This is a genomic window from Streptomyces sp. NPDC059002 (assembly GCF_042740435.1).
Taxonomy (GTDB): Bacteria; Actinomycetota; Actinomycetes; order Streptomycetales; family Streptomycetaceae; genus Streptomyces.
This window is the reverse complement of the sequence record NZ_JBHYJI010000058.1, coordinates 35,648-61,509: the sequence shown is the minus strand read 5'-3', so window position 1 is coordinate 61,509 and position 25,862 is coordinate 35,648. Positions and strand designations below refer to the sequence as shown.

Genomic DNA, 25,862 nt, shown 5'->3' with positions numbered 1-25,862 from the left:
GCGGTGCCCCCGTCCTATCCCCGGGGGCACGGCCCTTTCGCCTGTGGGGTCACGCGGTGACGAGGGGCTCCGGTGAACCGGAGCGCATCACGTGGTCGACGTGGATCAGGCGGGCGATGAACCTGCCGTTCTCCACGTTCGCCCCGATGCCCACGGGGGCGAGCGAGTCGCCGTCGGGGAGCCCGGCGTAGTACAGGCCGGGGAGTGCGCCGATGAGGCCCTTCAGCTGGACGGGGGCGCCGTTCTCGTCGAGGACGTGGCGCGGCAGGATGCCGTAGTCCGGACCGAATCCGGTGCACCAGATGATGCTGGTGACGGCGTGCCGCGCCAGGTCGAGGGCTTCGCCGAAGTCGGACACGCCGTCCATGGGCATCACCGGTGCCGGGTTCTCCTCCGGTGCCGCGAAGCCGCGGTCCCGGATCACGGTGTCGATCACGTCGAGGGCCCGCCGGAACGAGCGCGCGGACTCCTCCGCCGTGGCGACGACGTTGTCCTTGAGCAGGAGCCTGCCGCCGTCCGCCGCGCGTACGGAGCCGACCAGGGTCACGCCCTTCGCGGCGAGCGCGCCGACGTTGAGGTCGCCGCTCTTGTCCTTGACCGCGGTGACCGGCAGTCCCGGCAGGACGGGGCCGCCGTCGCCGCCCGCGTTGCCGAACTCCTCGTACAGGGGAGGGAGGGCCTGGAGCCACTCCTGGATGCCGCGGCCGCGGTAGCGGCGCGGCCATGCGCGATGGCGGCCGACCGACAGGAACGTGCGGCGTCCCGACTCCACCAGTTCGTCCGCGATCTGCTGGCCGCTGATGCCCGCGCCGACCACCAGGACGGCCCCGTCCGGCAGGGACCGGGGGTTGCGGTAGTCGTGGGAGTGGATCTGGTGGACGGCCGGGTCGACGTCCGCGGCCGGGGCGGGGGTGCGGGGAGCCGCGTAACCGCCCACCGCCGCGACGAGGTTGCGGGATCCGATGACGCCGCCGGAGGCCAGGTGCGTCCTGAACCGTACGTCGTCGTGGTCGGAGGCGTCCGGCGGGCACTCGACCTGCCGGACGGGTGTGTGCTGCCGCACCCGGAGCTTTCGTTCCGCCGCGTAACGGCGCAGGACGCGGGCCAGTTCGGGGCCCGAAGGGCAGCCGTAGGGGTCGTCGCCGGAGTAGTCCCAGCCGGGGAATCGGACCGACTGGTTCCCGCTGCCGATGAGCAGGCTGTCCCAGCGTTCGTGGGCCCAGGCCTGACCGATCTCTCCCCGCTCCAGGACGAGTGCTTCCCGGCCTCGCTCCTGGAGGGCCCCGGCCACTCCGCACCCTTGCTGTCCGGCGCCGATGACGACGGTCTCCGCGTATTCGTCGCATGCGTCGTACTCGATGTGCTCGCCTGCTGCCATGACCGAACCCTTCTGCCGCTCTGCCGCTCCGCCGCTCCGCTGCGAGGAAGCAGCTACTTAGGCTTACCTAAGTAAGACCTTGCCTTCTCAAGTCGCCTTGATGTCAACTGGGTTCATGACGCGGCAGAGTGCGGTCTCCATCGGTGAAGCGGCGGCCCTGTACGGCCTCGCGCCGTCCACGGTGCGGTGGTGGGAGCGGCAGGGGGTGCTCGACCCGCCCGCCCGCGAGGGCGGCAAGCGGCGCTATGACGACACCGACCTGCGTCGCATCGGCCTCGCGTATCTGTGCTGTGTGGTCGGACGGATGCCGCTGGACCAGGCCGCCGTCGTCACCTCGGGGAAGGTCACGCGCGATGCCTGGCAGGACGCCATCGACACCCAACTCGCCGAAGTGGAACGGCAGATGGCGCAGTTGGAGGCGGCCAGGCGCTACCTCCGCCACGCGCTGCGCTGCACGGACGACGACATCGCGGGGGACTGCCCCGTCCTGGACGCCGAACTGTCCGCGCACACCCCGCGCGGGCGCATCCCGGGCGCCGACCTCGTCACCGCCGCCCGTACGGCCCGTGACGGCGGCGCACGGCGTGAGGAGGACGGGCCTCCGCGTGACGAAAACGCGGCGGCCCGTCCTCCGTGTGACGAAAAGCCCGTGCTCTGCCCCGGTTGCCGGGAGCCGGTCACGCGGTCGTCGCGCGGGCGGCCCCGGACGTACTGCTCGCGGGCCTGTCGGCAGCGCGCCTACCGGGCGCGGGCCGCGCTCTGCAACCGCAGGGCGGCTACGCCTGCGGCCAGCCGCCGTACGGCACCGTGATGAGCTCCATGGCGTGACCCGCCGGATCCAGGAAGTAGACGCCCCGGCCGCCGTCGTTGGTGTTGATCTCGCCGGGCTGCTTCTGGTGCGGGTCGGCCCAGTGGGTGAGGCCGCGGGCCGTGATCTTCTCGTACGCCGCGGTGAACTCCTCCTCGGAGACGAGGAAGGCGTAGTGCTGCAGCGTGATGGACTCGGCGGGGATCGTGGCGAAGTCCAGGGTGACCGAGTTGGCCAGGGTGACCGCGATGAACGGGCCCCATTCGGCGGTGATTTCGAGGCCCAGCAGGTCCGCGAGGAATTCGGCGGACTCCCGGTTGTCCCGGGCGTGGATGATCGTGTGGTTCAGCTCTACCGACAAGGAATGCCTCCAGAAGGCATCTCCTGACACCTCCATGCCTCACCCAGCCGGTGACCGACACGCGATGTCGCCGTGGATCTTAAGCACGGCGACCTCGCGCTGTCGAGCCGTTTCCCGCCGGGAGCCGGACGCTACTTCTTGCGCAGAGCCAGGAGCACGCCCGCCGCGGCGACGAGCACACCGAGCGCGGCCCAGGTGAACGCGGCCCGGAAATCGGCCCCTTGGGCCGTGCCGCCGAGCGCGCCGCCCACCAGGACCGCGAGGCCCAGCGAGCCGCCGAGCTGGTCGACGGAGCGCTGCACGCCGGACGCGGTGCCCGCGTCGGCCTCGGTGACGTCGGACAGGGCGGCGTTCTGCAGGGCCACCAGGCCGATGCCCATGCCGGCCGCGACACCGATCATGCCGGGTACGACATCGGTCCACAGGCTGCCGTGGTCGGGCAGCCGGGCGAGCCAGCCGAGGCCCGCGGCCGTCAGGAGCAGACCGGTCACCGACGCGTACGCCGTGCCGATGGCCGCGATGATCCGGCCGACCAGGGCGACCGCGGCCAGCAGCGCGGCGCAGAACGGCAGATACGCCAGTCCGGCCTGGATCGGGGTGAGTTCGAGCACGTCCTGGAGGTAGAGGGTCGCCAGGAAGAAGGTGCCGGACAGGCCCGCGCTGAGCGGCACCGTCGCCGCGTTCGCCACCGCGCGGGTGCGGTGCGCGAAGAACGACAGCGGGACGAGCGGGTTCTTCGCGCGCCGCTCGACGAGCACGAAGGCGCCGAGGAGCAGACATCCGGCGAGCGCCGCGGGCACGGAGTGGCGCAGCACGCCGAACACCAGGAGCAGCGGTCCCGCGGTGAGGAGCGCGGCGCCGGGCAGGTCGAGCCGTGGCCCGCCGCCGCGCGGCCCGTCGGGGCGTACGAGCGCGGGGGTGGCCAGGAGCACGGCCGCCGTGAGCGGCACGTTGATGCCGAAGATCCAGCGCCAGTCGAGGAGTTGGACGATCGCGCCGGACAGCAGGACGCCGACGACGAGGCCGCTCGCGGAGATCGCGCCCCAGATGCCGAGCGCCTTGGCTCGTTCCCCGGGGCCCGGGAAGAGGAGCGCGATCAGCGACATCGCGGCCGGTGAGGCGAGCGCCTCGCCCGCGCCCTGGGCGAACCGGGCGGCGATCAGCGTCTCCAGGTTCGGCGCGAGCCCTGCGGCCAGGGACGCGGCGGCGAACAGCGCGGCGCCGAGCAGGAACATCCGGCGCCTGCCGAGCAGATCGGTCAGCCGCCCGCCGAGCAGCAGAAGGCCGCCGCCGATGAGGGTGTAGCCGGTGACGACCCAGGACAGGGTGCCGGTCCCGGTGCCGAAGTGCGCCCCGATGGACGGCACAGCGACATTCACGACGGTGACGTCGATGGCGATGAGGAACTGCAGCAGGGAGAGCAGTGCGAGAGTGAGCGTGCGGCGGTCGCGCACATGGGTGTTCATGAAGTGGGCACTCCAGATCGGCCCCTGGCCGGTCGACGGCGGGGCTGAGGAAGACAGGGCGCTTCCGTGCCACGGACCCGCGGGGCGGGTGGGGCACCTGGAGTTACTTGGTCCCGGACATGGAGGGGACCGTACCTGAGGGGTGGTTCGGGGCGCAGCCGGTTTTCCGGCGTGTGCGGTCCGCTCGGTGTTGCGGTGGGGGCTTGGTTCGCCTGGCTAGTCGGTGTGTGCGTCCCGCTCCGCGACCACCAGGTCCAGCAGCCCTGGGAAGCGTGTGTCCAGTTCCTTCCTGCGCAGGACGACCGACCGGCTGTTGCCGTTGTCGACCATGCGCAGCAGGCCTGATTCGCGCATCACCTTGAAGTGGTGCGACGTCGTCGACTTGGACACCGGCAACTGGAAGTAGGCGCAGGTGCGTTCGGCGTCCTCCGGCTCGCGCAGGAATCGGGCGATGACCCCGAAGCGCAGGGGGTCGGCGAGGGCGTGCAGGACCGTGCGCAGGTCCATCTCGGCGGGCGTCGGGTGGCCTTCTTCGTCCGGCACGGCTCGTTCCTCCAGTTCGCGCGGTTCGCGCGGTCCGCACGCTTCTCATCCGGGCAGGTTCGACTTGCATCGTACCTCGGGCGCATGCCAAGGTCAGGTTCGATCGAAACCGAACCTTTCTCGCCTCCCGGGGGTCCCTTCGTCATGCCCGCGCCGTCGACGCTGTCCGAACCCGCGCGCCACCAGGCCGCACCGAAGAAGCCGCCGCTCCTCCCGCTCGCGGCCATCCTGCTCGCCGTCTTCGTCGTCCCGATGTCCATCTCGGGGACCGCCGTCGCCCTCCCCGCGATCGGTGCCGACACGCACGCGGGGGCCGCGCCGCTCCAGTGGGTCGTGAACGCCTTCAACGTCGCCTTCGCCTGCTTCACCCTCGTCTGGGGCTCGGTCGCCGACATCATCGGCCGGGTCAAGGCGTTCGCGGCCGGTGCCGCCGTCTACGCCGTCGCCTCGGTCGGCAGCGCGCTCGCCTCCGACGTACTGCTCCTCGACGTGGCCCGCGCCCTCGCGGGCATCGGCGGCGCGGCGATCTTCTCCTGCGGCGCGGCGATCCTGTCCACGGTGTACGAAGGCCCCGCGCGCGCCAAGGCGTTCGCGCTCTTCGGCACCGTCGCGGGCGTCGGCGTCGCGATCGGCCCCTCGCTCTCGGGGGCGCTGCTCCAGGCGGTCAGCTGGCGCTGGGTGTTCGCGCTGCACGCGGTGGCGCTCGCCGTCGTGCTGCTCGCCGTGCCGGTCGTCGCGCGGGCGGTGCCCGCCACCCCGCGTACGGGCGCGACGGTCGACGTCCCCGGCAGCGCGGTCTTCGTGCTCGCCATGGTGCTGCTCACCACGGCCATCGTGCAGGGCTCCCAGTGGGGCTGGGGGAGCCCGGGCGTGCTCGGCCTGTTCGCCGGGGCGGTCGCCGCGCTGGCGCTCTTCGGCTCCGTCGAGAAGCGCCGCGCCCACCCCCTGCTCGATCTGAGCCTGCTGCGCGACCGCCGCTTCATCGCGCTCTGCCTGGTGCCGGTCGCCGGGTCCTTCGGCTTCGTCACGATGCTCACGTATCTGCCGAGCTATCTGACGGAGGTCACCGGGCGCGGCACGGGCGCCGCGGGCCTGCTCATGGTGCTGCTCACCGCGCCGATGCTCGTCTTTCCGCTGCTCGCCGCCAAGTTGGTGGCCCGTGGCGTCTCCGCGCTCACCATCATCTACGTCAGTCTGGCCGCGCTGGTCGTCGGCGACGCGGCCCTGACGGTCTTCGGGCCCGATGTCTCCGTGGCCGTGGTCGCCCTGCCGATGGTCGTCACCGGGGCGGGCATGGCGCTGGCCGCCGGGCTCGTCGACGGGCAGGCCCTGGCGCTCGTCGACCCCGCGAAGGCGGGCATGGCCGCGGGCTTCCTCAATACGCTGCGGCTCGGCAGCGAGGCGGTCGCGGTGGCGCTGTACGGCTCGGTGCTGACCACGCTCACCGCGTCGCGGTCGTACGACGACGCGTTCCACCTGATGCTGTGGGGGCTCGCCGGGGCCTGCCTGGTCCTCGGAGCGGTCGTCCTCGTGCTCCTGGGCGGCCGTCGTGGGGTCAAGTCACCGGCGGCGTAAGGGGCGTCGGGGATGAGGGCGCCCCGGTCGCAGCGGGGCGCCTCTTTCCTGGTCAGTACGCGTCGGTCAGTTGACGAACTTCCAGGTGATGCCGTCGACCACGCCCACGTCCAGCGGCGCCAGCTTCTGGAAGGCGGTCTGGCTGAGGTCGATGTGGTTGGCGGCGCACGACGGACACTTGTCCTTGACCGGCACCCTGATGGTCTTGCCGTGGTAGCTGACCTCGACCGAAATGCCCTGGCAGAGCGGGTCGTTGTTCGGGTTCGGGGTGGTCCACCAGGACGCGGGCACGGCCACCAGGTCCTGGGCCGAGGCGTCGATGGGCGTGCCGCAGGCCCCGTACCCCTTGTCGTTGTAGTACGTCATCTTGCCGGTCATCGGCTGCCCGATCGGCACGGCCTGCGCGGTCCCGGTGCCGAGTGCGATGCCGACCACCGCGGTCGCGGCGATGACGGCTCCGTGTCTCAGGCGTATTCCCTTGCGCATGAGGTCTCCTCCCCTTGAGAGCGTTCTCGACCGGCCGAGCGTCGCTGTCACCCGTCGGCGCCCGCAACCGGCGGCGGAGCGGTGCGGGGGGCAACTGGCCTGAAGGTCACGGGGCGTTGTGGGGATCTTGTGTTCCGGGTCGCCGGAGGTCACAGGGGGTGCGCATGCCTCAACTGCCGTACGAAGTGACCATTTCGGGCGGACGCGCAGGAACGGCCGAGATATGCCGCCGAGCGTCCGGACTTGGTCTCACGGTCTCTTCACGCCCTCCCGCACCATCGATCGAGAGCGCTCTCAGAAACGCGACCCCGCTCCACCACCCACCCGTCGGAACGACGAGAGGTCCCCCTGTGAGACGCAAGACCAGCACCCGCGTCGGCCTGTCCGCCCTCCTCCTCGCGGCCACCTGCACCGCCACCGGCCTCGCCTCCACCGCGACCGCCGCCCCCGACTCCCCGCCCCCGGCCCCGTCCCCGGCCCCCGCGTCCACCGCCCTCCTCGACGCGATGGAACGCGACCTCGGCCTGACCCCCGCCGCCGCGCGCGAGCGGCTCGCCGACGAGCGGCAGGCCGTCACGACCGAGCGTGCGGCACGGCAGGCGGCAGGCGCGGCGTACGGAGGATCCTGGTTCGACGCCGGTCGCGGACGGCTCACCGTCGGCGTGACCGAGCGGCGGGCCGCGGCGGACGTGCGGGCGGCCGGTGCCGACGTACGGCTCGTCCGGCACAGCGCGGCGCGGCTCGACGCGGCCAAGGCCCGGGTCGACAAGCTCAAGGCGCCCTCGGGCGTGGCCAGTTGGCGAGTCGACGCCAAGGCGAACCGCGTCGTCGTCGACGTCGTCGAGGGCCAGCGTGCCGACAACGATGTCAGCGCCTTTCTGCGCAAGGCGCGCGCCACCGCGCCCGTCCAGGTGGGCACCGTGCCCGACGCGCCGAGCACCTTCGCCGCGGGGACCGTCGGCGGCGACCCCTACTACACCGGCAACGTCCGCTGCTCCATCGGCTTCTCCGTGCACGGCGGCTTCGTCACGGCCGGGCACTGCGGCCGGGCGGGCGCCGGGGTGCGCGGCTGGGACGGCTCCGACATCGGCACGTTCCAGGGCTCCTCGTTCCCCGACAACGACTACGCGTGGGTGTCCGTCGGCAACGGCTGGTGGACCGTGCCGGTCGTCCTCGGCTGGGGCACCATCCCCGACCAGCTGGTGCGCGGCTCGGCGGAGGCACCCGTCGGCTCGTCGATCTGCCGCTCCGGCTCCACGACGAAGTGGCACTGCGGACAGCTCCTCGCCAAGAACGAGACCGTCAACTACTCCGACGGCACCGTCGTGCACCAGCTGACCAAGACCAGCGTCTGCGCCGAGGGCGGCGACTCGGGCGGCTCGTTCATCAGCGGCGACCAGGCCCAGGGCGTGACGTCCGGCGGCTGGGGCAACTGCGGCAGCGGCGGCGAGACGTGGTTCCAGCCGGTGAACGAGATCCTCCAGCGGTACGGGCTGACCCTGCACACCGCCTGATCCCGCCGTGACCGCGGGGACGGCGACCTGGCAGGATCGGCCGAATGTCCGAGAAGAGCGAGCTGTCCCTGCGACCGCGGTGGCGAAGGAACGTACGCGTACTGGCCGTGCTCTGCGTCCTTGCCACGGCCGTCAGCGCCGCCCTCGCGGCCTGCGGCGTCCCGGCGGTGGAGTTCTGGGCGGTCCTCGCCGTGTGCCTCGCCTGCACGACGGCGTTCTGTCCCGTGTGGCTCCGCCGCCGTCTCGACGCCGACGCCGCCGGACTGCGGTTCCGCTCGCTGTGGCGGTGGCGCCGCATCGAGTGGGACGAGATCGCGCGCCTCGGCGTCGTGGAGAAGGACCACGGCCGCGGCGGCCGCACCCGCCACGTCGCCGCCGAGCTCCGGCACGGCGGACGCCTCGTGCGGCTGCCGCTGCCGTACGGCACCGCGCCCTTCGACGAGATCTTCGACGACGAGCTGGCCCGGCTGCGCGCCCTGCACCGGCGCCACACGGACCTGCCGCCCGCCCCGGAGTTCCCGCTCTTCGGCGCCGCGCCCGCCGAGGCGCCCCGCGCCCGACTGGTGAAGGCCAGGCTGCTGCCGCTGTTCCTGTGCGTGATGGCGACCGCGGGCGCCGGATACGTCGCGGTGATGGGCATCGCCCCGGAGGAGCGGCAGGCGCGGGAGTGGCGGGCGTCCGTGCCGTGCCCCGCCACGCAGGGGCCCGCCGATCCGCGCCGGGACTGCAGGACGACGCTGCACGGGGTGATCGAGCGCACCGCGTACAAGTACAACAAGCGCGGCGAGGACGACTGGCTGTCCTTCACCGGGAACCGGCCGACGGGGCGCCTGAACGTCCGGGTGGAGACCGCCAAGGCCTTCGAACCCGGCGACCGCGTCGCGCTCACCTGGTGGCGCGGGCGGCTGATGACGGTCGCGAGCAAGGAGCACACCGCGGAGGAGGACGTGCCACGGCCCGGGAGCCAGGCCGCGGTCGTCACCCTCGCCCTCCTCGGCGGCAGCGCCTTCGCCCTCCTCGCGCTGGCCGGCCGGCGCCGCCGCGGACAGCCCGTCGCCCCCGGCGACCGGGCGGAACCCACCGGCATGACCTTCCTGCTCCCCATCGGCCTCACCGCGCTGTGGGCGGTGCCGCTGGCCGGGCTGCGGCCCGATGCGGCCGTCGCGGTGCCGGTCGGCGCCGTGTGCGGACTGGGCACGCTCGCCCTGGTGATCATGGCGTGGCGCCGCACAGGACCGCGCGGCGCGCCCGCGCCCCGCGCGCTGCCCCGGGACGAGGACGTCTTCCTGCCCGCCCGCTTCCTCGACGACACCCCCTACAACCCGCACCACCTCGGCACCCACATCGTCGTCGGCAAGCCCCCGATGGCCGTCCTGCCGCACGGCGGCCCCGGCCGCTTCGCCGCCAAGGACATCCCCACGCAGCGCCTCACCGTCCAGGGCATCCGCCGCCCCCTGCCGACGGAGGACGTCCCGTCGACCTGGAACGTCGCGGACCTCCTGGACGAGGGCACCCACGTGCGCCTCGCGGCGAGCCCCGCGAACCTCGCGGTCCTGGTGGAGGAGCTGGAGAGGTCCGGCCGCGCCGCGCGGCCGGAGGGGGTGGCACCATGACCGGCCATGACGGAGAACGAGCGACGCACACCCGCCGACGAGGCGGCGAGCCTGGTCGAGGACCGCTTCCCGCACGCGCTCGGGGCCATGCTCGGCGGCTCGGCCGCACAGGGCAGGGCCACCCCGACCAGTGACCTGGACATCGCGGTCCTGCTGCCGGACGACGACACGAGCCGCCGCGAGGTCGTACGCCACCGGGGCCGCGTCGCCGAACTCTTCGTGCACACCGTGGCGGAAACGCAGGGGCACTTCGAACGGGACAGGGGCCTGCGCCGCGGCACCCTCCTCTTCCTCTACGACCAGGGCCTGCCGCTGACCGACGACCCGCACGGCCTGCTCGCCGCCACCCGCGAGCAGGCCAGGGCGGCGCTTGCCGAGGGCCCGCCGCCGCTCACCGCGACGGAGTGGGAGCGCGGCCGCTACGTCCTCACCTGCTTCCTGGACGACCTGGTGGACACACCGCCGTCCGACCGGTACGAACAGCTCTCCCTCGCCGACTTCACGCTGCGCGAGGCGGCCCATCTGCTCATCGCGCACCACGGCTGCTGGACGGGCATCGGGAAGTGGCTGCCGCGCAGACTCCTCGGCGCGGACCGGGACCGGGGCGAGGCCCTGCTCGCGGGGCACAGGGCCGTGGCCGAGCGGGCGGACCCCGCCCCGCTGGCGGCGGCAGCGGGGCAGGTGCTCGACCTGCTCGGGGGACCCCTGCGCGACGGATACGCGCAGCGCTGGCGCGCCTGAGCGGCCGGTCAGCCCGTGAAGGCCTCGATCAACGTCCAGATCGCCAGGCCCGCCATGCACACGGCGCCGAAGCGCTGGACGGTCTTGAGGGGGACGCGCTGGGCGATGAAGCGGCCCACGAGGAGGGCGAGGGCGGAGACCGACATCAGGGCGAGGGCGGAGCCGATGGCGGTGGGGAGCCAGCCGTTGGCGGCGGCGAGGTTGGCCGTGGTGATCTGGGTGAGGTCGCCCCACTCGCTGATGAACACCGCCATGAACGCCGTGGTGTAGACGGGCCAGAACCCGGTGACGGTCTTGGCGGCGCCCTCCTCGTCGTCATCGTCCCCGCCGCGCAGCAGCACGAACGCGCCGAACGCGAACAGCGCCGCGGAGACCAGCTTGACGGCCATGTCGGGGAGCAGACCGATCAGACTGCCCGCGCCGACGGCGATGGCGACGTGCACGATGAACGCGGTGGACGTGCCGAACCACACGTACAGCGGCCGCATGCGGGTGCCCATGGCCAGCGAGGCGAACATGGTCTTGTCGGGGAGTTCCGCGAGGAAGATCAGCCCGAAGGCGGTGAGGATCGCCAGGGGGTCGAGAGTCATTCCCTTTGCTTTCTGCTGGGGCCGGGCCCTCGGCTCGTACGGCACCCAGAAGGCGACGGGAGAACCACTCGGCCCGGCACGACGGAGCGGCCCGCACGTCAATGCGGGCCGGATCATGCCTTGGCCGAAGGTCTCGTCCGCCCCGCACCCTGTGCGGAAGCCCGGTGGCCGGGGCGCCCTGGGGCGTCCAGTGTGTCGACCAGCGGTTCTCGGGACTACTCCCCTTCGCTGCCATTCAGCCTAACAGGCATGCCGCCGACGAGGGGTCCGGGCCTGCCCGCTGCCCGGACCCCTCAGCGCGTGCTGCTCCTCGCTAGGCCGCCGGGCCCGCCGGGCCCGCCGGGTGGAAATTGATGCGTTCACGGATGACGGGGAAGCCCGCCTTGGCGAAGTTCGCGGCCATGGGGAAGTTGCCCTGGTCCGTCGCTCCGCTGATGGATTCCGCGCCCTGCTCGACGAGGAAGTGGGTGGACTCCGCGAGGAGGTCGTAGGCGTAACCGCGACCGCGCTGTTCCGGGACGACTCCGATGAAGCCGATGACCGGGCTGGAGTGGTTGCGGGCCGGGATGTGGATGCCGGCCAGGTCGCCCTCAGGCGTGTGCGCGACCTGCCACCACTCCCGTGGGGAGGGGCACCAGTGGAAGAAGTCGATTTCCTCCTGGGCGGCCTGGTCCAGGCCGCCCTCCTTGATGGCCTTGAGCGCGTGGGCGTCCAGGGTGACGGAGTGGATCCGGCGCAACGCCTCGAAGAACACGGTGTCGTCCGGTTCGGCGCTGAAGCGCAGGCGTCCGGGCCGCTCGGGCAGACCCCGCTCCGGGGTCCAGCGGTACAGGAAGCGTTCCACCAGGAGTTCGTACCCCGCGGCTCGTGCGGCGGCGAAGCGCGCCTCCGCGGCGGCGCGCAGGTCGGCTTGCTCCCGCCAGCCGCCGGGCAGGCTGATCTCGAGTTCGACCTGCCAGGGAGCGGAGCGCAGGAGTTCGGCCCCGGCCTCCTCCTCGCCCTCGGCCACGTCGAACCAGTTGATGTTGACGGGCTCCGCGTCGTCGGGGCCGCCCCACCACGCGCCGCGTGCGACGACCTCGCCGTCGCGCAGGGCGACGCGCTTCCAGTCGGGGCGGAACCGGGTGCGCCGATGTCCTTCACGGGCGCCCAGGGGGTCGGGGAGTGCGTCGAAGAGATGGGCGTCGCTCGCGGAGAGCGCGCGGATGACCGGATCGGTCATGGATTCCTCCGGGATACAGGCTGCTTGGAGCGCTCCCGGTCAGAACTCAAGAACCACGCCGGGACAGCGAAAAGAGGGAGCGCTGGAAAGGTGTGAACTGCACGGCACTCGCCTCCTTCCATCCGTCTCGGGGCGTGGAGCCACACACTAGGTGATCTGCCGCGGGCCCGTCCACGGATTTCCTTGCGCTCTGACCGCCCCGGGGCAGGGGCGCTCTCACGGGTAAACAACGCGCCAGCTTCTTGAAGCAGAACGGTTTTCTCAACTCCGCATGGGAATACGGTTGTTACGTGCAGGAGGACGGCGCCATGCCAGAGAACTCGAAGCTCCTCGTCGTCGACGACCACGAGGACACCCTGTTCGCCTTGGAGAGCGCGCTGGACCCGCTCAACTACGAACTGGTCCGCGCGACCGACGGCGAACAAGCTCTCAAGGAGGTCCTGCGCGGCGACGTCGGGCTCATGCTCCTCGACCTGCGCATGCCTGGTGTCGACGGGATGGACGTGGTGCGCTACACCCGGCGCCTGGAACAGACGCAGTCCATCCCCATCATCCTGCTGACCGGCTTCGGACTGACGCGTGACCTGTCCCACACCGCATTCCAGCTCGGCGTGGCCGACGTCGTCATGAAGCCCATCGACCCACTGACCCTGCGTACCAAGGTGCGCTATCTCTACGCCACCTACAACGAGTTACAGGCGCTGCGACAGGAAGTGCACGACCTCCGAGCCCGGGTACCGGCGCAGCGCACGGCATCCTCGCGACGCGCACCGGGTCTGGACTCCGGCGTCTAGGAGGTCGAAGGCAAAGGGCGCCGCTACACCCTGCTGACATGGGAGCACCGCGAACCGGGACGCCGGTGACACCTGGCGGAGTGTGATGCGGCGGCGCTCAGGGAGCGGTCAGGCGGCGTCCGGCGTGGCTGCCCTGGTCGTCGCTGGTCACGGTGACGGATTCCGCGCCCTTGTCGCCGTCCCACCAGTCGGCGAACGCATCGCCGAGGGCGTCGAGGTTCTGCTGGGTGTTGTGGTCCTTGTACGTGAGGTAGTCGGTGGAGAGGGTGATGGCGCCGGTGCCCTGCGTGCCGTGGCCGAAGCCGTATCCGATGCCGAGTGCGGTGAGGTGCGGGGCGAGGCGTTCGCCGTTCGGGGCGTTCTCGGCGGTCCAGGAGCGGAAGTCCTCAAGGAGGTTCGACGGCTTGGGGCCGTCGTACAGCGTGGTCTGCTTCGCGGTCTTTCCGCCCTGGCCGAGGAAACGCGCGCTCGCGGCCGCCGGATCCTCGTCCCACCACTGCGTGAACGCCTTCGCCAGCGGTCCGACCTGGCCTTCGGCCTCGCTCCAGGGGCCGTAGTCGGTGAGGACCTTGACGGCGCCCGCGCGGTCGCCGGCACGGTAGTCGAGGCCGATGTGCAGGGTGTGACCGGCCAGGGCGTCGTCGTGCCGGGTGTCGTTCGTCCGCAGCCAGTGGCGGAACCCGCGCAGCAGGTTGGGGTCGTCCTGCTGGGGCCGTTGTGCCTGCCGCGCCTTCGGCGACTCGTGCGGTGTCGAGGACTTGTGCGCCTTCGGCGACTCGTGCGCGGGCCCGCTGCCGCTGCCGCCTCCGGAGCATGCCACCGTCGTCAGGAGCAGCGCCCCCGTCGCGAGCGCCCCCGCACGCGTTCCGGATCGCCGAGTCTTTCCCACTGTTCCCCCGCACCGCTTTTCCCCGGACTGACTTCTCGGATCAGCCAACAGGTTCCATAACGTACCTTCTCGATCGATCTGCCCTCATGGGACCCCGGAGGGCGGGAGCGGACTCGCCGCTCCCGCCCTCCGTTCGCTCCCGCCGAGATGGCTCGGATCGGGTCAGGACTCGGTCACGGTGTACGTGCCGGAGCCCGCCTTGTTGATGAGGACGACTCCGTAACAGCCGCCCTGTGCCGTGAACTTGAAGGATTCCGCCTGGCCGGGGCCGTTGCCGGTCGCCGACGCGGATGCGGCGTAGCGGCCGCGGACTGCGGTCTTGGCGTCGGCCGGGTCGGAGTCCATCAGGAACAGCTCCGCGTCCTGGCTGGCGTCGGACGGCTTCGCGGTGATGGTGACCTCGGTGCCGCTCGCCGGGCAGGTGTCCCAGATCGAGGCCACGTCGTCGGCGCCGTTCATCGTCTTCGTGTCGGAGCCGGTGAGCAGCTTGCCGCTGTCGGCGAGTTCGATGCGGTACTCGCCGGTGCCCGTGCCGCCCAGCGGCCGCCTGACCACGGGGTAGTAGTCGCCGGGAGGCCGTGCGTTGGAGTCGACGGCGATGAAGTCGACGGTGTCCCCGGTGGCCAGGCTGACGTCGAGCCGCTGGGTGAGCGCCTGGTCGTCGTACAGGTCGAGGTCGTAGTCGACGCCCGTCGGGGGCCGCAGTGCCACGACCGACCAGAAGCGGAAGGTGGTGTCGTAGCGGTAGTTGTGCGGCGGGTCGGGCGTGGGCAGCGTCTTGGCCGCGCCGTCGGCGAGCTGGTTGCGGAAGCCGTAGTCGATGCCGTTCTGGTAGAGCGCGCCGCCCGGGCCCGAGCCCACGTCGTGGCCCTCCTGGCCGCGCTGGGTCCAGAACTCCTCGAAGGTGGTGGACCTGCGGTCGAGCAGGGTGTCCCAGATGGCGCCCTTCGCGGACTCCTGGTGGTAGTCCCAGTAGCGCTCGCCGGGCGGGTCCATGAGGTCCCAGAGCGATCCGGTGACCCGGCCCTCGGTGTCGTCGCCGCTGTTGTAGGTGCTGGTGTCCTCGACGTGCCAGCCCCGGTACTCGTCCTGGTTGAAGATCGCCATCGGGTAGAAGTTGGCGAAGCCCTCGACCCAGGCGCACCCCTTCGAACTGCGGGTGTCCATGGCGTGCGTCTTGCAGTTGTCGGTGGCGGGCCTGTTGTCCTCGTAGGCGTCGGCCATCACGGCGTGGCCGTACTCGTGCACGGTGTCGGTGCGGTCGTCGGGGGCCTTGCTCTCCAGCCAGACGCTCTTGTCGCCCCACTCGTAGCGGCTGTTGTCGCCGTCGTCGTCATCGGGGTAGACGATCTCCATCCGGCGGCAGTCGCCGGTGTCGCGGGCGTCCCAGCACTCGCCGGGCGTCCAGTTCTTGGCCTGGTTCGCCAGGTCGTAGGCGTGGAAGACGCGGTTCATCGTCTCGTCGCCGGGGGCGATGCGGCCGAAGTCCACGGTGCGGCCGTCGGGGATGTCGTCGTGCTGGCCGGAACGGAACTCGTAGACGCCGCGGCCGTACCAGTGGTCCTGGACGACCCGCCACAGACCGCTCTCGGTGCGGACCTTGACGTAGACGTCCTGTCCGCCGGAGGTGTCGTCGTTGTCGAAGCACATCCGGAAGCCGCCGCTGCCGTCGGTCAGCGCGGAGTCGAGCAGGTCGTCGGCGCCGAAGGAGTCGTCGTCCCAGGCCTCGACCTGGATGTTCGGCGAGGGGTGCGTGCCGCCGGGCTCCGTGTAGCCGACCGTGCCGGTGACGCAGGAGAGGGCCCGTGCGGACGGTTCGGTGGAGGCGGCGTCGTCGCTGTGCGGTTTGGGCAGCTTCGTCCGGCCCGCGGCCGATTCGAACGGGCGCTCGGGCTTGGCGGGGGTGAGCTTGACGTCGTCGGGGAGCTGTCGCAGCGCGTTGGAATTGCGGCGCTGGTCGAAGCCCAGGTAGGAGGCGGCGGGCGTGGCGCCGACCGTGAGGAGGTCCATGTGCTCGTCGCGGTCGGCGGGTGTGCCCGAGGGGCCGTCGACACGGGCGCGCACGGAGGTGGCCGCGGCCTTGACGCCCTTGACCGGGAGCGAGAAGCGCAGTGTCTTGCCGGCCGCGAGGTCGACGGTGCGCTCGGCGCGGTGCACCGCGCCGCCGTCCTCGGGCAGCAGCGGGCCGAGGTCCTTGAACTGCCATCCGGCGGGCGCGGAGGCCCAGTCGACGGCCGCGGGCAGGTCGGCGCGCACCCGGGCCTTGGAGAGGTCGATCCGCGTGTCGACGGTGAGGTCGAGGCGGGCCTGTCCGCCCACGGAGGGGGCCCGGTCGAGGTGGGTGGTCACGCGGACACAGCTCGACCAGTCCTCGGGCACCGTACAGCTGCCCTTGGGTGGCTTCTCGGGCGCCGGGCCCGCGGCGGAGGCGGGGCCGAGGACGGTGAGCGGGGTGCCGATGGCGAGGGCGCCGATGACGGCGAGGGCCTTGGAGCGGGGGCCTGGTCTTCTTCGCCGTCCCGTCAAGGAGCCGGCTGATCTTCGGAGCACGGACGATCTCCCCTCAATGGCGCGATCATGTCAAATCGTGCGTCGGGAGGTGAGTGTCCATCCGTGGGGAGGGCGGGACCAGGGGTGTTCCGGCCAACGGTGGGCGGACGCATGCCGCGGGGGCGGAAGCGGACCTGCCGCTCCCGCCCCCGCGGCGCGCCGTTCCTCCGGTTCCGGGGCTTCCGGTTCTCCGGCCCTTCGGCTCTTCGGCCGGGGCGCCTCAGCTCAGGAGTTCGATCTCCGCGAGCGTCGCCGACCCCTCCGGCACGAACCGGTAGTGCCGGTACGTCCCCGGATCGTCGACCGTGAAGACCCGCGTCTGCTTGTCCCACGCGAAGGACTCGCCGGACCGCTTGTCCACCTGCTGCCACGTCCGGCCGTCCTGCGACCCTTCGACGACCCAGCCGCGCGGCGCCTTCGCCCTGTCGCCGGACGACGTCAGCGTGTACTGCACCGCCTTCGTCTCCTTGGCGACCGGCAGCTCCACGGCCGAGTCCGAAGTGGCGTCCGACGCCGAGGAGTTGTCGAAGAACGCGCCCTCACCCTTCAGGGCGTCCTTCTTCGGCGACGGCACCTTGTCGTCCTGCGTGACCGACGTCGGCTGGGCGTTCTTGCCCGAACCCCACGCGGAGGGCTTCGGGCCCATGTCGAACTCCAGGACACCGCCGCCCGCGATCAGCCGGTGCGGGAGCGCGGTCGACGTCCACTTCTTGCCGTTGACCCTGAGCCCCTGCACGTACACGTTCTTCGCGCTGTTCCTGGGCGCCTTCACGACGAGATCGCGGCCGTTGTCCAAGTGGACGGTCATCTTGGTGAATTGGGGCGAGCCGATCGCGTACTCGCCGCTGCCCATCACCAGCGGATAGAAGCCGAGCGAGGAGAAGAGGTACCAGGCGGACTGCTCGCCGTTGTCCTCGTCGCCGTGGTAGCCCTGGCCGATCTCGCTGCCGGTGTAGAGGCGGGAGAGGACCTCACGGACCTTCTCCTGCGTCTTCCACGGCTGCCCGGCCGCGTCGTACATGTACGCCGCGTGGTGGGCGACCTGGTTGGAGTGCCCGTACATGCCCATGCGTACGTCGCGGGCCTCCGTCATCTCGTGGATGACGCCCCCGTACGAACCCGCGAACTCGGCGGAGCCCGTCTCGGGGGTCGCGAAGTACGTGTCGAGCTTGTCGCCGAGGCCCTTGCGGCCGCCGTACAGGTTGGCGAGGCCGCGCGAGTCCTGCGGGGCGGTGAAGGCATAGCCCCAGGCGTTGGTCTCCGTGTAGTCGTAGCCCCACACGCGCGGGTCGAACTTCTCGGAGGGGACGCGCCAGTTGCCCTTGGCGTCCTTGCCCTGGAAGAAGCCCGGGTCCGTGCCCGCGCCTGCCGCCTTGTCGTCGAAGAGATGGACGTAATCCCGGGCGCGGTTGAGGAAGTACTCCGACTCCTCCTTGTAGCGCTTCTTGCCCGTCTTCTTGTAAAGGGCGTCGCCCATGCGGGAGATGCCGTAGTCGTTGAGGTAGCCCTCAAGCGCCCACGACAGGCCCTCGTGCGTCTCGCTGCTCGTATAGCCGAGGAACGGGGACGTCTCCATTCCCTTGCGGCCGACGCCCGCACTCGGCGGCACCACCGTCGCGTTCTTCAACGCCGCGTCGTACGCCGCCTCCGCGTCGAACTTCACGCCCTTGACGTACGCGTCGGTGAACGCCACGTCCGACGAGGTGCCCGTCATCAGGTCCGCGTAGCCCGGCGAGGACCAGCGCGAGGTCCAGCCGCCGTCCTTGTACTGCTGCACGAATCCGTCGACCAGCTCGCCCGCCTTCTTCGGAGTGAGCAGGGAGTAGGCCGGCCAGGTCGTGCGATACGTGTCCCAGAAGCCGTTGTTGACGTACGGCTTGCCCTCGACGATCTTCGCCCCTGTGTGGGTCGGGGTGTCCGGGCCCGGCTGCGGGGAGAAGGGGGACGCGTACTTGTACGCGGCCCTGCCGCCCGCCGAACGGACCTTCTCGAAGCCCGAGTTGGGGTACAGGTACAGGCGGTAGAGGGAGGAGTAGAGGCTCGTGCGCTGGCCCTCGCTCGCGCCCTCCACCTCCACCTTGCCGAGGAGGCCGTCCCACTGCCGCTGCGCGCGGTCCTTCACGCGGTCGAAGGAAGTGCCGGACGGGATCTCCTGCGCGAGGTTGTCCTTCGCCTGGTCCAGGCTGATCAGGGACGTGGCTATGCGCAGGTTCACCGTGCGGTCCTTGCCCGCCTCGAAGCGCAGATAGCCGGTGACGTCGCCGCCACCGCCGCCCTCCAGCTTGCCGCCCGCCGTCACGGTGTCGTCGAAGACGCCGTACACGAACAGGCGCGTCGCGCCCGTCGACAGGCCCGACTTGACGTCGGAGAAGCCGCTCACCGTGCCCTTGGCCTCGTCGAGCGTGAGGCCGCCCTTCTCCGAGACGTTGTCGAAGATCACGCTCGCGTCGTCGCCGGGGAAGGTGAACTTCATCATCGCGGCGTGGTCCGTCGGCGCCATCTCCGTCCGCAGGCCGTTCTCGAACGTCACGCCGTAGTAGTGCGGGCGCGCCGTCTCCTTCTCGTGCCGGAAGGGCAGCGCCCGCTTGGTGCGCGACGCGCTCGGGGTGTCCTTGTCGACCGACGGCATCATCTGGAACGTCTGCCGGTCGCCCATCCACGGGCTCGGCTCATGGCTCGCGCTGAACGCCTGGATCGTCGGCAGATTGTCGTCGTTGTTGCCGCGCGCGTAGTCGTACAGCCAGCTCAGCGAGCCCGCGTTGGTCACCGGCGTCCAGAAGTTGAAGCCGTGCGGGACCGCGGTGGCCGGGAAGGTGTTGCCGCGCGAGAAGCCGCCGCTGGAGTTGGTGCCGCGGGTCGTGTCCGCGTAGTCCGAAGGGTGCGCCTTCGGCTTCGCCGGGGCCTTCTCCTTCAGCGACACGTCGTCCAGCCAGCCGCGGAACTTCGCCGGGCCCTTGGGGGAGTCGTACGCCAGCAGGATCCTGTCGACCGTCTTGCCCGCGGCCACCTGGCCGATGCGGGCGTCCACGTTGTTCCACTGGTTCACGTAGAGCGCCTTGGACGCGCCCTGGCCCTGCGGGCTCAGCGGGAAGCCGTGCTGGTCCACGGCCTTGAGGTCGCTCAGATACGTTCCGTCGGTGAAGGCGAGGTCCACGGCGACGTTCGTCGCGGCGTAGTCGCGGTCGCCCTCCGCCATCGACGGGAAGACGCGGTAGCCGAGTTCGGTGTCCCGGCCGACCTCGACGTCGACGTCGACGACCTTGTTGTACGAGTAGCCGCGGGCGTCCGCCTTGTGGGTGCCCGCGTAGCGCAGCGCGTGCTTTCCGGTGAAGCCTGCGCGGGACTTGGCGGTGGGGGAGCCGCTGGGGCCGCGGTCCACGAGGCTCAGCATGTCCTCGGGGGCGGGGTGGTCCGTGCCGCCCACCGAGAGCTGGACGTCGGCGAGTTGGAGGGCGTCGGGGGCGCCGTTGTTCGCGGTGATGTCGATGCGGTAGTGGGCGTAGGCGGTTGCGGTTGCGGTTGCGGTTGCGGTCGTGGTCGCGGTTGCGTTGTCGAAGTCGTACTTCTTGGTCTTGTGGCGGCCGTCGAACGACTCGCCCTTGCGTTCGTCGAGGACCTTCCAGTCCTTGCCGTCCGTGGAGCCCTTCAGGGTCCAGTCCTTGGGGTCGCGTTCGGCGTGGTCGTTCGCCGAGGTCAGCGCGTAGGTCACCGCCTTGGCGGGCTCGTCCAGGTCGAACTCGACCCAGCCGTCCTTCGCGAACGTCAGCCACTTGCTGGTCGGTTCGGCGTCGACGAGGTTCGCGGCGACCTCGCCGGAGCCGGTGTTCTCGCCGCTCGCGCGGACCTCGGTGATGTGGTCGTTCACGCTGCCGGGCAGGCCGGAGCTGAACTCTCCGTTCACGCCCGAGGCCTTCTTCTTGCCGTCCGGGCCCGTTTCGACGGTGTTCAGCCAGTCCGGCTGGGTGTCGTCCGCCTCGAAGGACGAGGCGAACTCCCGGTCCGCGCGGGGCGGTTGCTCCGGCTCGGCGACGGCGGCCCCCTGTGCCGCCACGACGAGCACGAGCGCGAGGCCTCCGACGGCTGTGGCCGTACGGGGTCGTGGGCCGGCCGGATGAAGGTGTCTGTACCGAGGTCTGCGTGCCGAATACGGCATCCTCGAGCCCCTCCCTTGACGTCTGGACAACGTTGTCACGATCACTGCGCAAGGTCTAGTAGGGAGTCAAGTGGCGAGTGGTGTCAAGGCTGTTGACGGGGTGGGGCGGGGTGGGGGTGTGTGCGGGGTACGCCGTGCGAGTCGCGTGGCCGGGCACGCCGTGCGAGTCGCGTGGCCCGTGCGCGCCGTGTACGCCTTGTGCGTCGTGGGGCGGGGCTGGCGTGGCGGCGTTTCCGTCCTCGTGGGTTCGCTCCGTCTGGCGTGGGGCGGGGCCGCGGCGGTATGTCCGTCCTCGCTATCCCGGTGCACCGCCACCGTCATGTGCCTCGGCACGTGGCCGCACGTGCTCCGGGCGGACATACCGCCACGTCCCCTCCGGTCTCGTTCGCGGCTGCGGGCCGGTGGGTGCTTCCGCTTTGCTGCGCTGCCGCGTTCCCTCTGGTCTCGTTCGCGGCTGCGGCCTGGTGGGTGCTTTCGCTGTGCCGGGCTGCCACGTCCCCTCCGGTCTCGTTCGCGGCTGCGGCCCGGCGGTCGCTTCCGCTGTGCCGCGCCTCCGCGTCCCCTCTGGTCTCGTTTGCGGCTGCGGGCTGGTGGTTGCTTCCGCTGTGCCGCGCTGCCGTGTCCCCTCCCGTCTTGTCGCGGCTGCGGCCCGGCGGGCGCTTCTGCTGTGCCGCGCCGCTGCGTCCCCTTGGGTGCGTTCGCGGCCGTGTGCCGGTGGGCGTACCGCTGGGGGCGTGCTGCCGTATCGCGCCGTGCGGGCGGGGGTGCTGCTGAGGGCTGCGCTGCCGAGAATCCCCCCGCCGCAAACCGCTCTGCTTCGGGCCGCGTTGCTCGTGGCGCACCCCGCCGTGGGCCGTACCGCTGCGCGCCGCCCCGCTCCGGCCGCATTGCTCGTGGCGCGCCCCGCTGTGAATCGCTCCTCCGTGGGCCACACCGCTGTGAACCGGACGGACCGCTCGTGGCAGGCCCCGCCGCGAACTGCCCCGCTGTTGGAGGCGCCCGCCGCTGTGATCCGCCCCGCCCTAGGCCGCGTTGCTCGTGGCGCACCCTGCTGCGCACCTCCCCGCTTCAGATCGCGCTGCCCGTGGCGCACCCCGCTGCGAACCGCCGTCGCGAACTGCCCCGTCGTGGAGGCGCCCGCCGCCGCATACCGCCCCGCTGCCGAGGCGCGCCCCGCCCCGAACCGCCCCGCCGAGAAGGCGGCGGCCCCCACCACTGTGGGCAATCGTGCCGCTGGGCGGCACGGGTGGGCACAGTCCACGGTGCAGGGGGGCGTTGACGGAGGCGTGAGTCCGGGTGGGTGGCTCCGTGGTGGGGCGGTTCGCGTCGTTGAGGGGTGGGGGGCGGGGCCGAGGCCCAGGGGATCCGGGGAGGGGGATTCGCGCCGGGGGCGGGCCCAGCCCACGGGGACGTGGGGCGTGGGCCGGTGGAGCGGTGGGCGCGTCGCGTGGGGCCCGGCGCCCGCGATGCGCTTGGTCTCAACTCGGAAAAGCCTGCAGCCCAAACCTGTATTCGATCTTGCCCAGCCGACGGCGAGTGGACTATACCTGTCGGCGTCCGCCCGGGGCGGTGGGCCGGGGACCGAGACGGCGGAGTGCCGTGCGTCAACTGCCTTTTCCGCCAGTCGAACCCGGGTCTTGACCGCGTCACCGCACGACCCCAGCTTCACACCATCGCGGTGCCGGGGAGGGTCCGGTTCACCGCCTGAGTCCTGGAGAAAGCGAGGGCTTGAGCATGGGATCCACCAGCGTAAACCGTCGTGACGTCATGAAGAGGGCGGCGGCCGCCGGGCTGCTCGCGGTGCCGGCTGTCGGTGCGCTCAGTTCCTGCGCCAGCGGCGGGGGTTCGGACAACAAGGCCGAGAAGGGCGAGAAGAGCAAGAAGAACCCGCTGGGCGTGAAGGAGGACGCCGGGCTCACCGTCTACATCTTCAACGGCGGGTACGAGGACAAGTACGCCCAGTTCGTCACCGACATGTACGCCGCGAAGTACCCCAAGGCCAAGCCGGAGCAGAAGGCCACGGAGAGCATCGCCACCCAGCTCCAGCCGAAGATCATCCGCGGCAGGCCGACCGCGGACGTGATCAACAACTCCGGTGCGGACGACATGAACATCGGCAAGCTGGTCAAGAACGAGCAGGTCGCCGACCTCACCGAGGTGCTCGACGCGCCCTCCTGGGACGACCCGGGCGTCAAGGTCAGGGACACGCTCGTGGCGGGCATGGCCGACATGGGCGCCTTCGGCACCAAGGGGTGCTACCAGCTCAACATCACGATGACGGCGTACGGGAACTGGTACTCCAAGCGGCTCCTGAACGACGAGCTGGGCATGGAGTACCCCAAGACCTGGGACGAGATGCTCGCCGTCTGCCGCAAGGCGAAGGCCAAGGGCATCCACGGCTGGAGCTACCCCGGCGGTCACCCGCGCTACATGCTCTTCAGCATGTACGCGATGTTCGCGCAGGTCGGCGGCCGCGAAGTCATCGAGGCGATGGACTACTTGGAGCCCGGCGCCTGGCGGCACGACGCGGTCAAGTCCGTCCTGGAGGCGTTCGAGGAGCTCATCGCCAAGAAGTACGTGCTCACCGGCTTCGACGGCCCGCAGGCCCACACCGAGATGCAGACCGCCTGGACCAAGGGCAAGTGCGTCTTCGTGCCCGACGGCTCCTGGGTGGAGAACGAGGCCAAGGACACCACCCCCGACGGCTTCGGGATGACGGTGGGCGCGACGCCGTCCCTCTCCAAGAGCGACAAGCTGCCCTTCGGCACGCTCTACGCCCCGCCCGGCGAGCCCTTCCTGATCCCCGCCAAGGCCAAGAACGTGCAGGGCGGCCTGGAGTGGCTGCGGATGATGTACAGCAAGAAGGCCGCGCGGAACTTCTTCAAGGAGGTCTCCGCGATCCCCGCCGTCAAGGGCGCGATCGACGGAATGGACCTGCCGCCGGGCGTCGACAGCGCGCAGAAGGCCATCACGGCCGCCGGGGACAACATCGTCATCCCGTTCTTCAAGGAGTGGTACGAGGAGCTCTTCGAGGACGACTGGGACAAGGCCATGGGCAAGTTCATGCTCGGCGACATGACGGTCAAGCAGGTCATGGACGCCATGGACAAGGCGTCCCAGCGTGTCGCCAAGGACCCCGACATCAGCAAGGTCAAGAAGGTCTGACGGGCCGCCGGGTTGCGCGGCCAGGCACGAGCGGTGTGAATCGGAGCGGCGTGAGCACACAGACACGGGCGGAAGGGCCCTTGCCCTCGAAGTCGGGTCCGGGACCCGAGCGGCGCGAACAGGCGCCGCCCGGCAGGCTGTTGTTCCTCGTGGCGGTGCTGCTGCCGCCCCGGTTCACCCCGGAACGCGTGCGGTACGACAGGAGGTACCGCACGCTCGACAAGTACCGCTTCATCGTCGGCTTCCTCGCGGTTCCCCTGCTGTTCTACGCGGTCTTCGTCATCTCGCCCTTCGTCCAGGCGATCTACTACTCGTTCACCGACTGGTCCGGCGGGCCGGTGGCGAACTTCGTCGGGTTCGACAACTACCGGAAGATGTGGCACGACGACCGGTTCTGGGAGTCGACCAAGACCAGTCTCTCGCTGCTCGTCCTCGCCCCGCTGGTGACCCTCGTCCTCGGCATGTTCTTCGCCTACATGATCACCGCGGGCGGCAGGCACCGCAGGGGCCGGGCCATCGCGGGCGTCGCGGGCTCCTCGGTCTACAAGGTCGTGTACTTCTTCCCGCAGGTCCTGTCCGTCGCCATCATCGCGGTGGTCTGGGGGCGGGTCTTCAACACCAACAGCGGTCTGCTCAACGGCGCGCTCGGCAAGGTCGGCGTCGACGGCCCCGCCTGGCTCGGCGGCGAGTACAGCCTCGCCCTGATCGCCACGCTCACCGTGCTCTGCTGGAGCTTCGTCGGCTTCTACGTCGTGCTGTTCTCCGCGGCGATGGGCGCCATCCCCAAGGACATCCACGAGGCGGCGCTCCTGGACGGCGCGGGCCGGGCGCGGACCTTCTTCAACGTCACGCTCCCGCTGATCTGGGACACCGTGCGCACCGGCTGGATCTATATGGGCATCCAGGCGCTCGACTCGTTCGCGATCGTCCTCGTCATGATGCCCAAGCACGTACTGAAGGTGACCCCGGTCTTCCTCTACGAGCGGTTCCGCGAGGGGCAGTTCGGCTACGCCACCTCCATCGGCGTCGTCCTTCTCGTCCTGAGCGTGGTGTTCTCCCTGATCATCATGCGGGTCGGGAACCGCGACCGGATCGAATACTGAGAGCGCGGGAGCCACGCATCATGACCACACGTGAGAACGAGCCCCGCGTCGGCGCCTCCGGTTCCGAGGGCGTCACGCTCAACGTCTTCTCGCACGCCTTCCTCATCCTGTGGGTGGTGCTCGCCGCGGGGCCCCTCATCTGGGTCGCGGTGACGTCGCTGCGGTCCTCGGGCGAGATCCTCAGCGATCCGATGGGCTGGCCCGCCGCGCTGCACTGGGAGAATTTCAGCCATGCCTGGACCGAGGCCAACATCGGCCGCTACACGGTCAACTCGCTGATCATCCTGGCGGGTTCGCTGACGGGAACCATGCTGCTGGGCTCGATGGCGGCGTACGTCATCGCCCGCTTCACCTTCCCGGGCAACCGCCTGATCTTCATGCTCTTCGCGGGCGGCATGATGTTCCCGGTCATCCTCGCCCTGGTGCCGCTCTTCGCGGTCATGGAGAACTTCGGGCTCCTGGACACCAGGCCGGGTCTGATGATCGCCTACATCGCGTACTCGCTGCCCTTCACGACGTTCTTCCTGACCTCCTTCTTCCGTACGCTGCCCACCGGCGTCCAGGAGGCGGCGATGGTCGACGGGGCCTCGCACACCCGGACCTTCTTCCAGATCATGCTGCCGATGGCCAAGCCGGGCCTGGTCAGCATCGGGATCTTCAACTTCCTCGGCCAGTGGAACCAGTACCTGCTTCCGCTGCTGCTCAACAACGAGGAGGAGAAGAACTACGTGCTGCCGCAGGGGCTTGCCTCGCTCGCCGTGTCCCAGGGGTACCGGGGTGACTGGGGAGCGCTCTTTGCGGGCCTGACGATCGCGATGCTTCCGGTGCTCGTCGTCTACGCCGTCTTCCAGCGGCAGGTTCAGGCCGGTCTGACCGCGGGGGCCCTCAAATGACGCCGGGAGCAGGGTATT

At 70.8% G+C, this 25,862-nt stretch carries 19 protein-coding genes; 9 read left to right on the top strand and 10 right to left on the bottom strand.

Features of this window, described 5'->3' with window-relative positions:
• Positions 1-49: 49 nt before the first annotated feature.
• Entirely contained in the window at positions 50-1,378 is a 1,329-nt protein-coding gene (locus ACFWZ2_RS35075; protein WP_384552733.1) for an NAD(P)-binding domain-containing protein, read from the bottom strand.
• A 115-nt stretch (positions 1,379-1,493) separates the two neighbouring features.
• On the opposite strand from ACFWZ2_RS35075, the gene ACFWZ2_RS35070 reads away from it, so the two are divergent.
• The gene (locus ACFWZ2_RS35070) at positions 1,494-2,189 is read left to right on the top strand and encodes a MerR family transcriptional regulator (RefSeq protein ID WP_384552732.1); all 696 of its coding nucleotides are present in this window, start codon (positions 1,494-1,496) and stop codon (positions 2,187-2,189) included.
• Here the strand turns inward: ACFWZ2_RS35070 and ACFWZ2_RS35065 are convergent.
• From ACFWZ2_RS35065 to ACFWZ2_RS35055, 3 genes are all read right to left on the bottom strand, one after another.
• Positions 2,155-2,547: a VOC family protein gene (locus ACFWZ2_RS35065; protein WP_384552729.1), complete on the bottom strand. Its 393-nt coding sequence runs from the start codon at positions 2,545-2,547 to the stop codon at positions 2,155-2,157. The genes ACFWZ2_RS35070 and ACFWZ2_RS35065 overlap by 35 nt on opposite strands.
• 131 nt (positions 2,548-2,678) lie before the next feature.
• On the bottom strand, positions 2,679-4,013 hold the full coding sequence (locus ACFWZ2_RS35060) for an MFS transporter (protein WP_384552728.1): 1,335 nt from the start codon (positions 4,011-4,013) through the stop codon (positions 2,679-2,681).
• Between the two features lie 216 nt (positions 4,014-4,229).
• Complete coding sequence (locus tag ACFWZ2_RS35055; RefSeq protein ID WP_384552727.1) at positions 4,230-4,556, bottom strand: ArsR/SmtB family transcription factor; 327 nt, start codon at positions 4,554-4,556, stop codon at positions 4,230-4,232.
• 144 nt (positions 4,557-4,700) lie between these two features.
• On the opposite strand from ACFWZ2_RS35055, the gene ACFWZ2_RS35050 reads away from it, so the two are divergent.
• Positions 4,701-6,131: an MFS transporter gene (locus ACFWZ2_RS35050; RefSeq protein ID WP_384552725.1), complete on the top strand. Its 1,431-nt coding sequence runs from the start codon at positions 4,701-4,703 to the stop codon at positions 6,129-6,131.
• A gap of 66 nt (positions 6,132-6,197) precedes the next feature.
• On the opposite strand, the gene ACFWZ2_RS35045 is transcribed toward ACFWZ2_RS35050, so the two are convergent.
• Positions 6,198-6,617 carry a cysteine/serine endopeptidase inhibitor gene (locus tag ACFWZ2_RS35045; protein WP_384552722.1) on the bottom strand — a complete coding sequence of 140 codons (420 nt, stop codon included), beginning with the start codon at positions 6,615-6,617 and terminating at the stop codon, positions 6,198-6,200.
• Between the two features lie 350 nt (positions 6,618-6,967).
• On the opposite strand from ACFWZ2_RS35045, the gene ACFWZ2_RS35040 reads away from it, so the two are divergent.
• The 3 genes from ACFWZ2_RS35040 to ACFWZ2_RS35030 are packed head-to-tail and all read left to right on the top strand — an operon-like array spanning position 6,968 to position 10,485.
• Positions 6,968-8,131: a S1 family peptidase gene (locus ACFWZ2_RS35040; RefSeq protein WP_384552720.1), complete on the top strand. Its 1,164-nt coding sequence runs from the start codon at positions 6,968-6,970 to the stop codon at positions 8,129-8,131.
• Positions 8,132-8,175: 44 nt separating this feature from the next.
• Positions 8,176-9,744 carry a PH domain-containing protein gene (locus ACFWZ2_RS35035; protein ID WP_384552718.1) on the top strand — a complete coding sequence of 523 codons (1,569 nt, stop codon included), beginning with the start codon at positions 8,176-8,178 and terminating at the stop codon, positions 9,742-9,744.
• 6 nt (positions 9,745-9,750) lie between these two features.
• Entirely contained in the window at positions 9,751-10,485 is a 735-nt protein-coding gene (locus ACFWZ2_RS35030; protein WP_384552716.1) for a nucleotidyltransferase domain-containing protein, read from the top strand.
• 8 nt (positions 10,486-10,493) lie between these two features.
• Here ACFWZ2_RS35030 and ACFWZ2_RS35025 read toward each other — a convergent pair whose 3' ends face one another.
• Complete coding sequence (locus tag ACFWZ2_RS35025) at positions 10,494-11,075, bottom strand: TMEM165/GDT1 family protein (RefSeq protein ID WP_384552714.1); 582 nt, start codon at positions 11,073-11,075, stop codon at positions 10,494-10,496.
• Between the two features lie 313 nt (positions 11,076-11,388).
• Positions 11,389-12,297, bottom strand: coding sequence for a GNAT family N-acetyltransferase (locus tag ACFWZ2_RS35020; protein WP_384552712.1), 909 nt, complete (start codon positions 12,295-12,297; stop codon positions 11,389-11,391).
• 308 nt (positions 12,298-12,605) lie between these two features.
• On the opposite strand from ACFWZ2_RS35020, the gene ACFWZ2_RS35015 reads away from it, so the two are divergent.
• Positions 12,606-13,091 carry a two-component system response regulator gene (locus tag ACFWZ2_RS35015; protein WP_384552710.1) on the top strand — a complete coding sequence of 162 codons (486 nt, stop codon included), beginning with the start codon at positions 12,606-12,608 and terminating at the stop codon, positions 13,089-13,091.
• A gap of 97 nt (positions 13,092-13,188) precedes the next feature.
• Here ACFWZ2_RS35015 and ACFWZ2_RS35010 read toward each other — a convergent pair whose 3' ends face one another.
• From ACFWZ2_RS35010 to ACFWZ2_RS35000, 3 genes are all read right to left on the bottom strand, one after another.
• Entirely contained in the window at positions 13,189-13,911 is a 723-nt protein-coding gene (locus ACFWZ2_RS35010; RefSeq protein WP_384552708.1) for a hypothetical protein, read from the bottom strand.
• A gap of 231 nt (positions 13,912-14,142) precedes the next feature.
• The gene (locus tag ACFWZ2_RS35005) at positions 14,143-16,530 is read right to left on the bottom strand and encodes a hypothetical protein (protein WP_384552706.1); all 2,388 of its coding nucleotides are present in this window, start codon (positions 16,528-16,530) and stop codon (positions 14,143-14,145) included.
• Between the two features lie 220 nt (positions 16,531-16,750).
• Positions 16,751-20,683, bottom strand: coding sequence for a GH92 family glycosyl hydrolase (locus tag ACFWZ2_RS35000; protein WP_384552704.1), 3,933 nt, complete (start codon positions 20,681-20,683; stop codon positions 16,751-16,753).
• A 1,734-nt stretch (positions 20,684-22,417) separates the two neighbouring features.
• On the opposite strand from ACFWZ2_RS35000, the gene ngcE reads away from it, so the two are divergent.
• The 3 genes from ngcE to ACFWZ2_RS34985 all read left to right on the top strand — a co-directional run bounded on the left by ngcE (position 22,418) and on the right by ACFWZ2_RS34985 (position 25,844).
• Entirely contained in the window at positions 22,418-23,848 is a 1,431-nt protein-coding gene (ngcE, locus tag ACFWZ2_RS34995; protein WP_384552702.1) for an N-acetylglucosamine/diacetylchitobiose ABC transporter substrate-binding protein, read from the top strand.
• Positions 23,849-24,036: 188 nt separating this feature from the next.
• Entirely contained in the window at positions 24,037-24,951 is a 915-nt protein-coding gene (locus ACFWZ2_RS34990) for a carbohydrate ABC transporter permease (protein ID WP_384552735.1), read from the top strand.
• Positions 24,952-24,971: 20 nt separating this feature from the next.
• Complete coding sequence (locus ACFWZ2_RS34985) at positions 24,972-25,844, top strand: carbohydrate ABC transporter permease (RefSeq protein ID WP_384552700.1); 873 nt, start codon at positions 24,972-24,974, stop codon at positions 25,842-25,844.
• Positions 25,845-25,862: the final 18 nt, after the last annotated feature.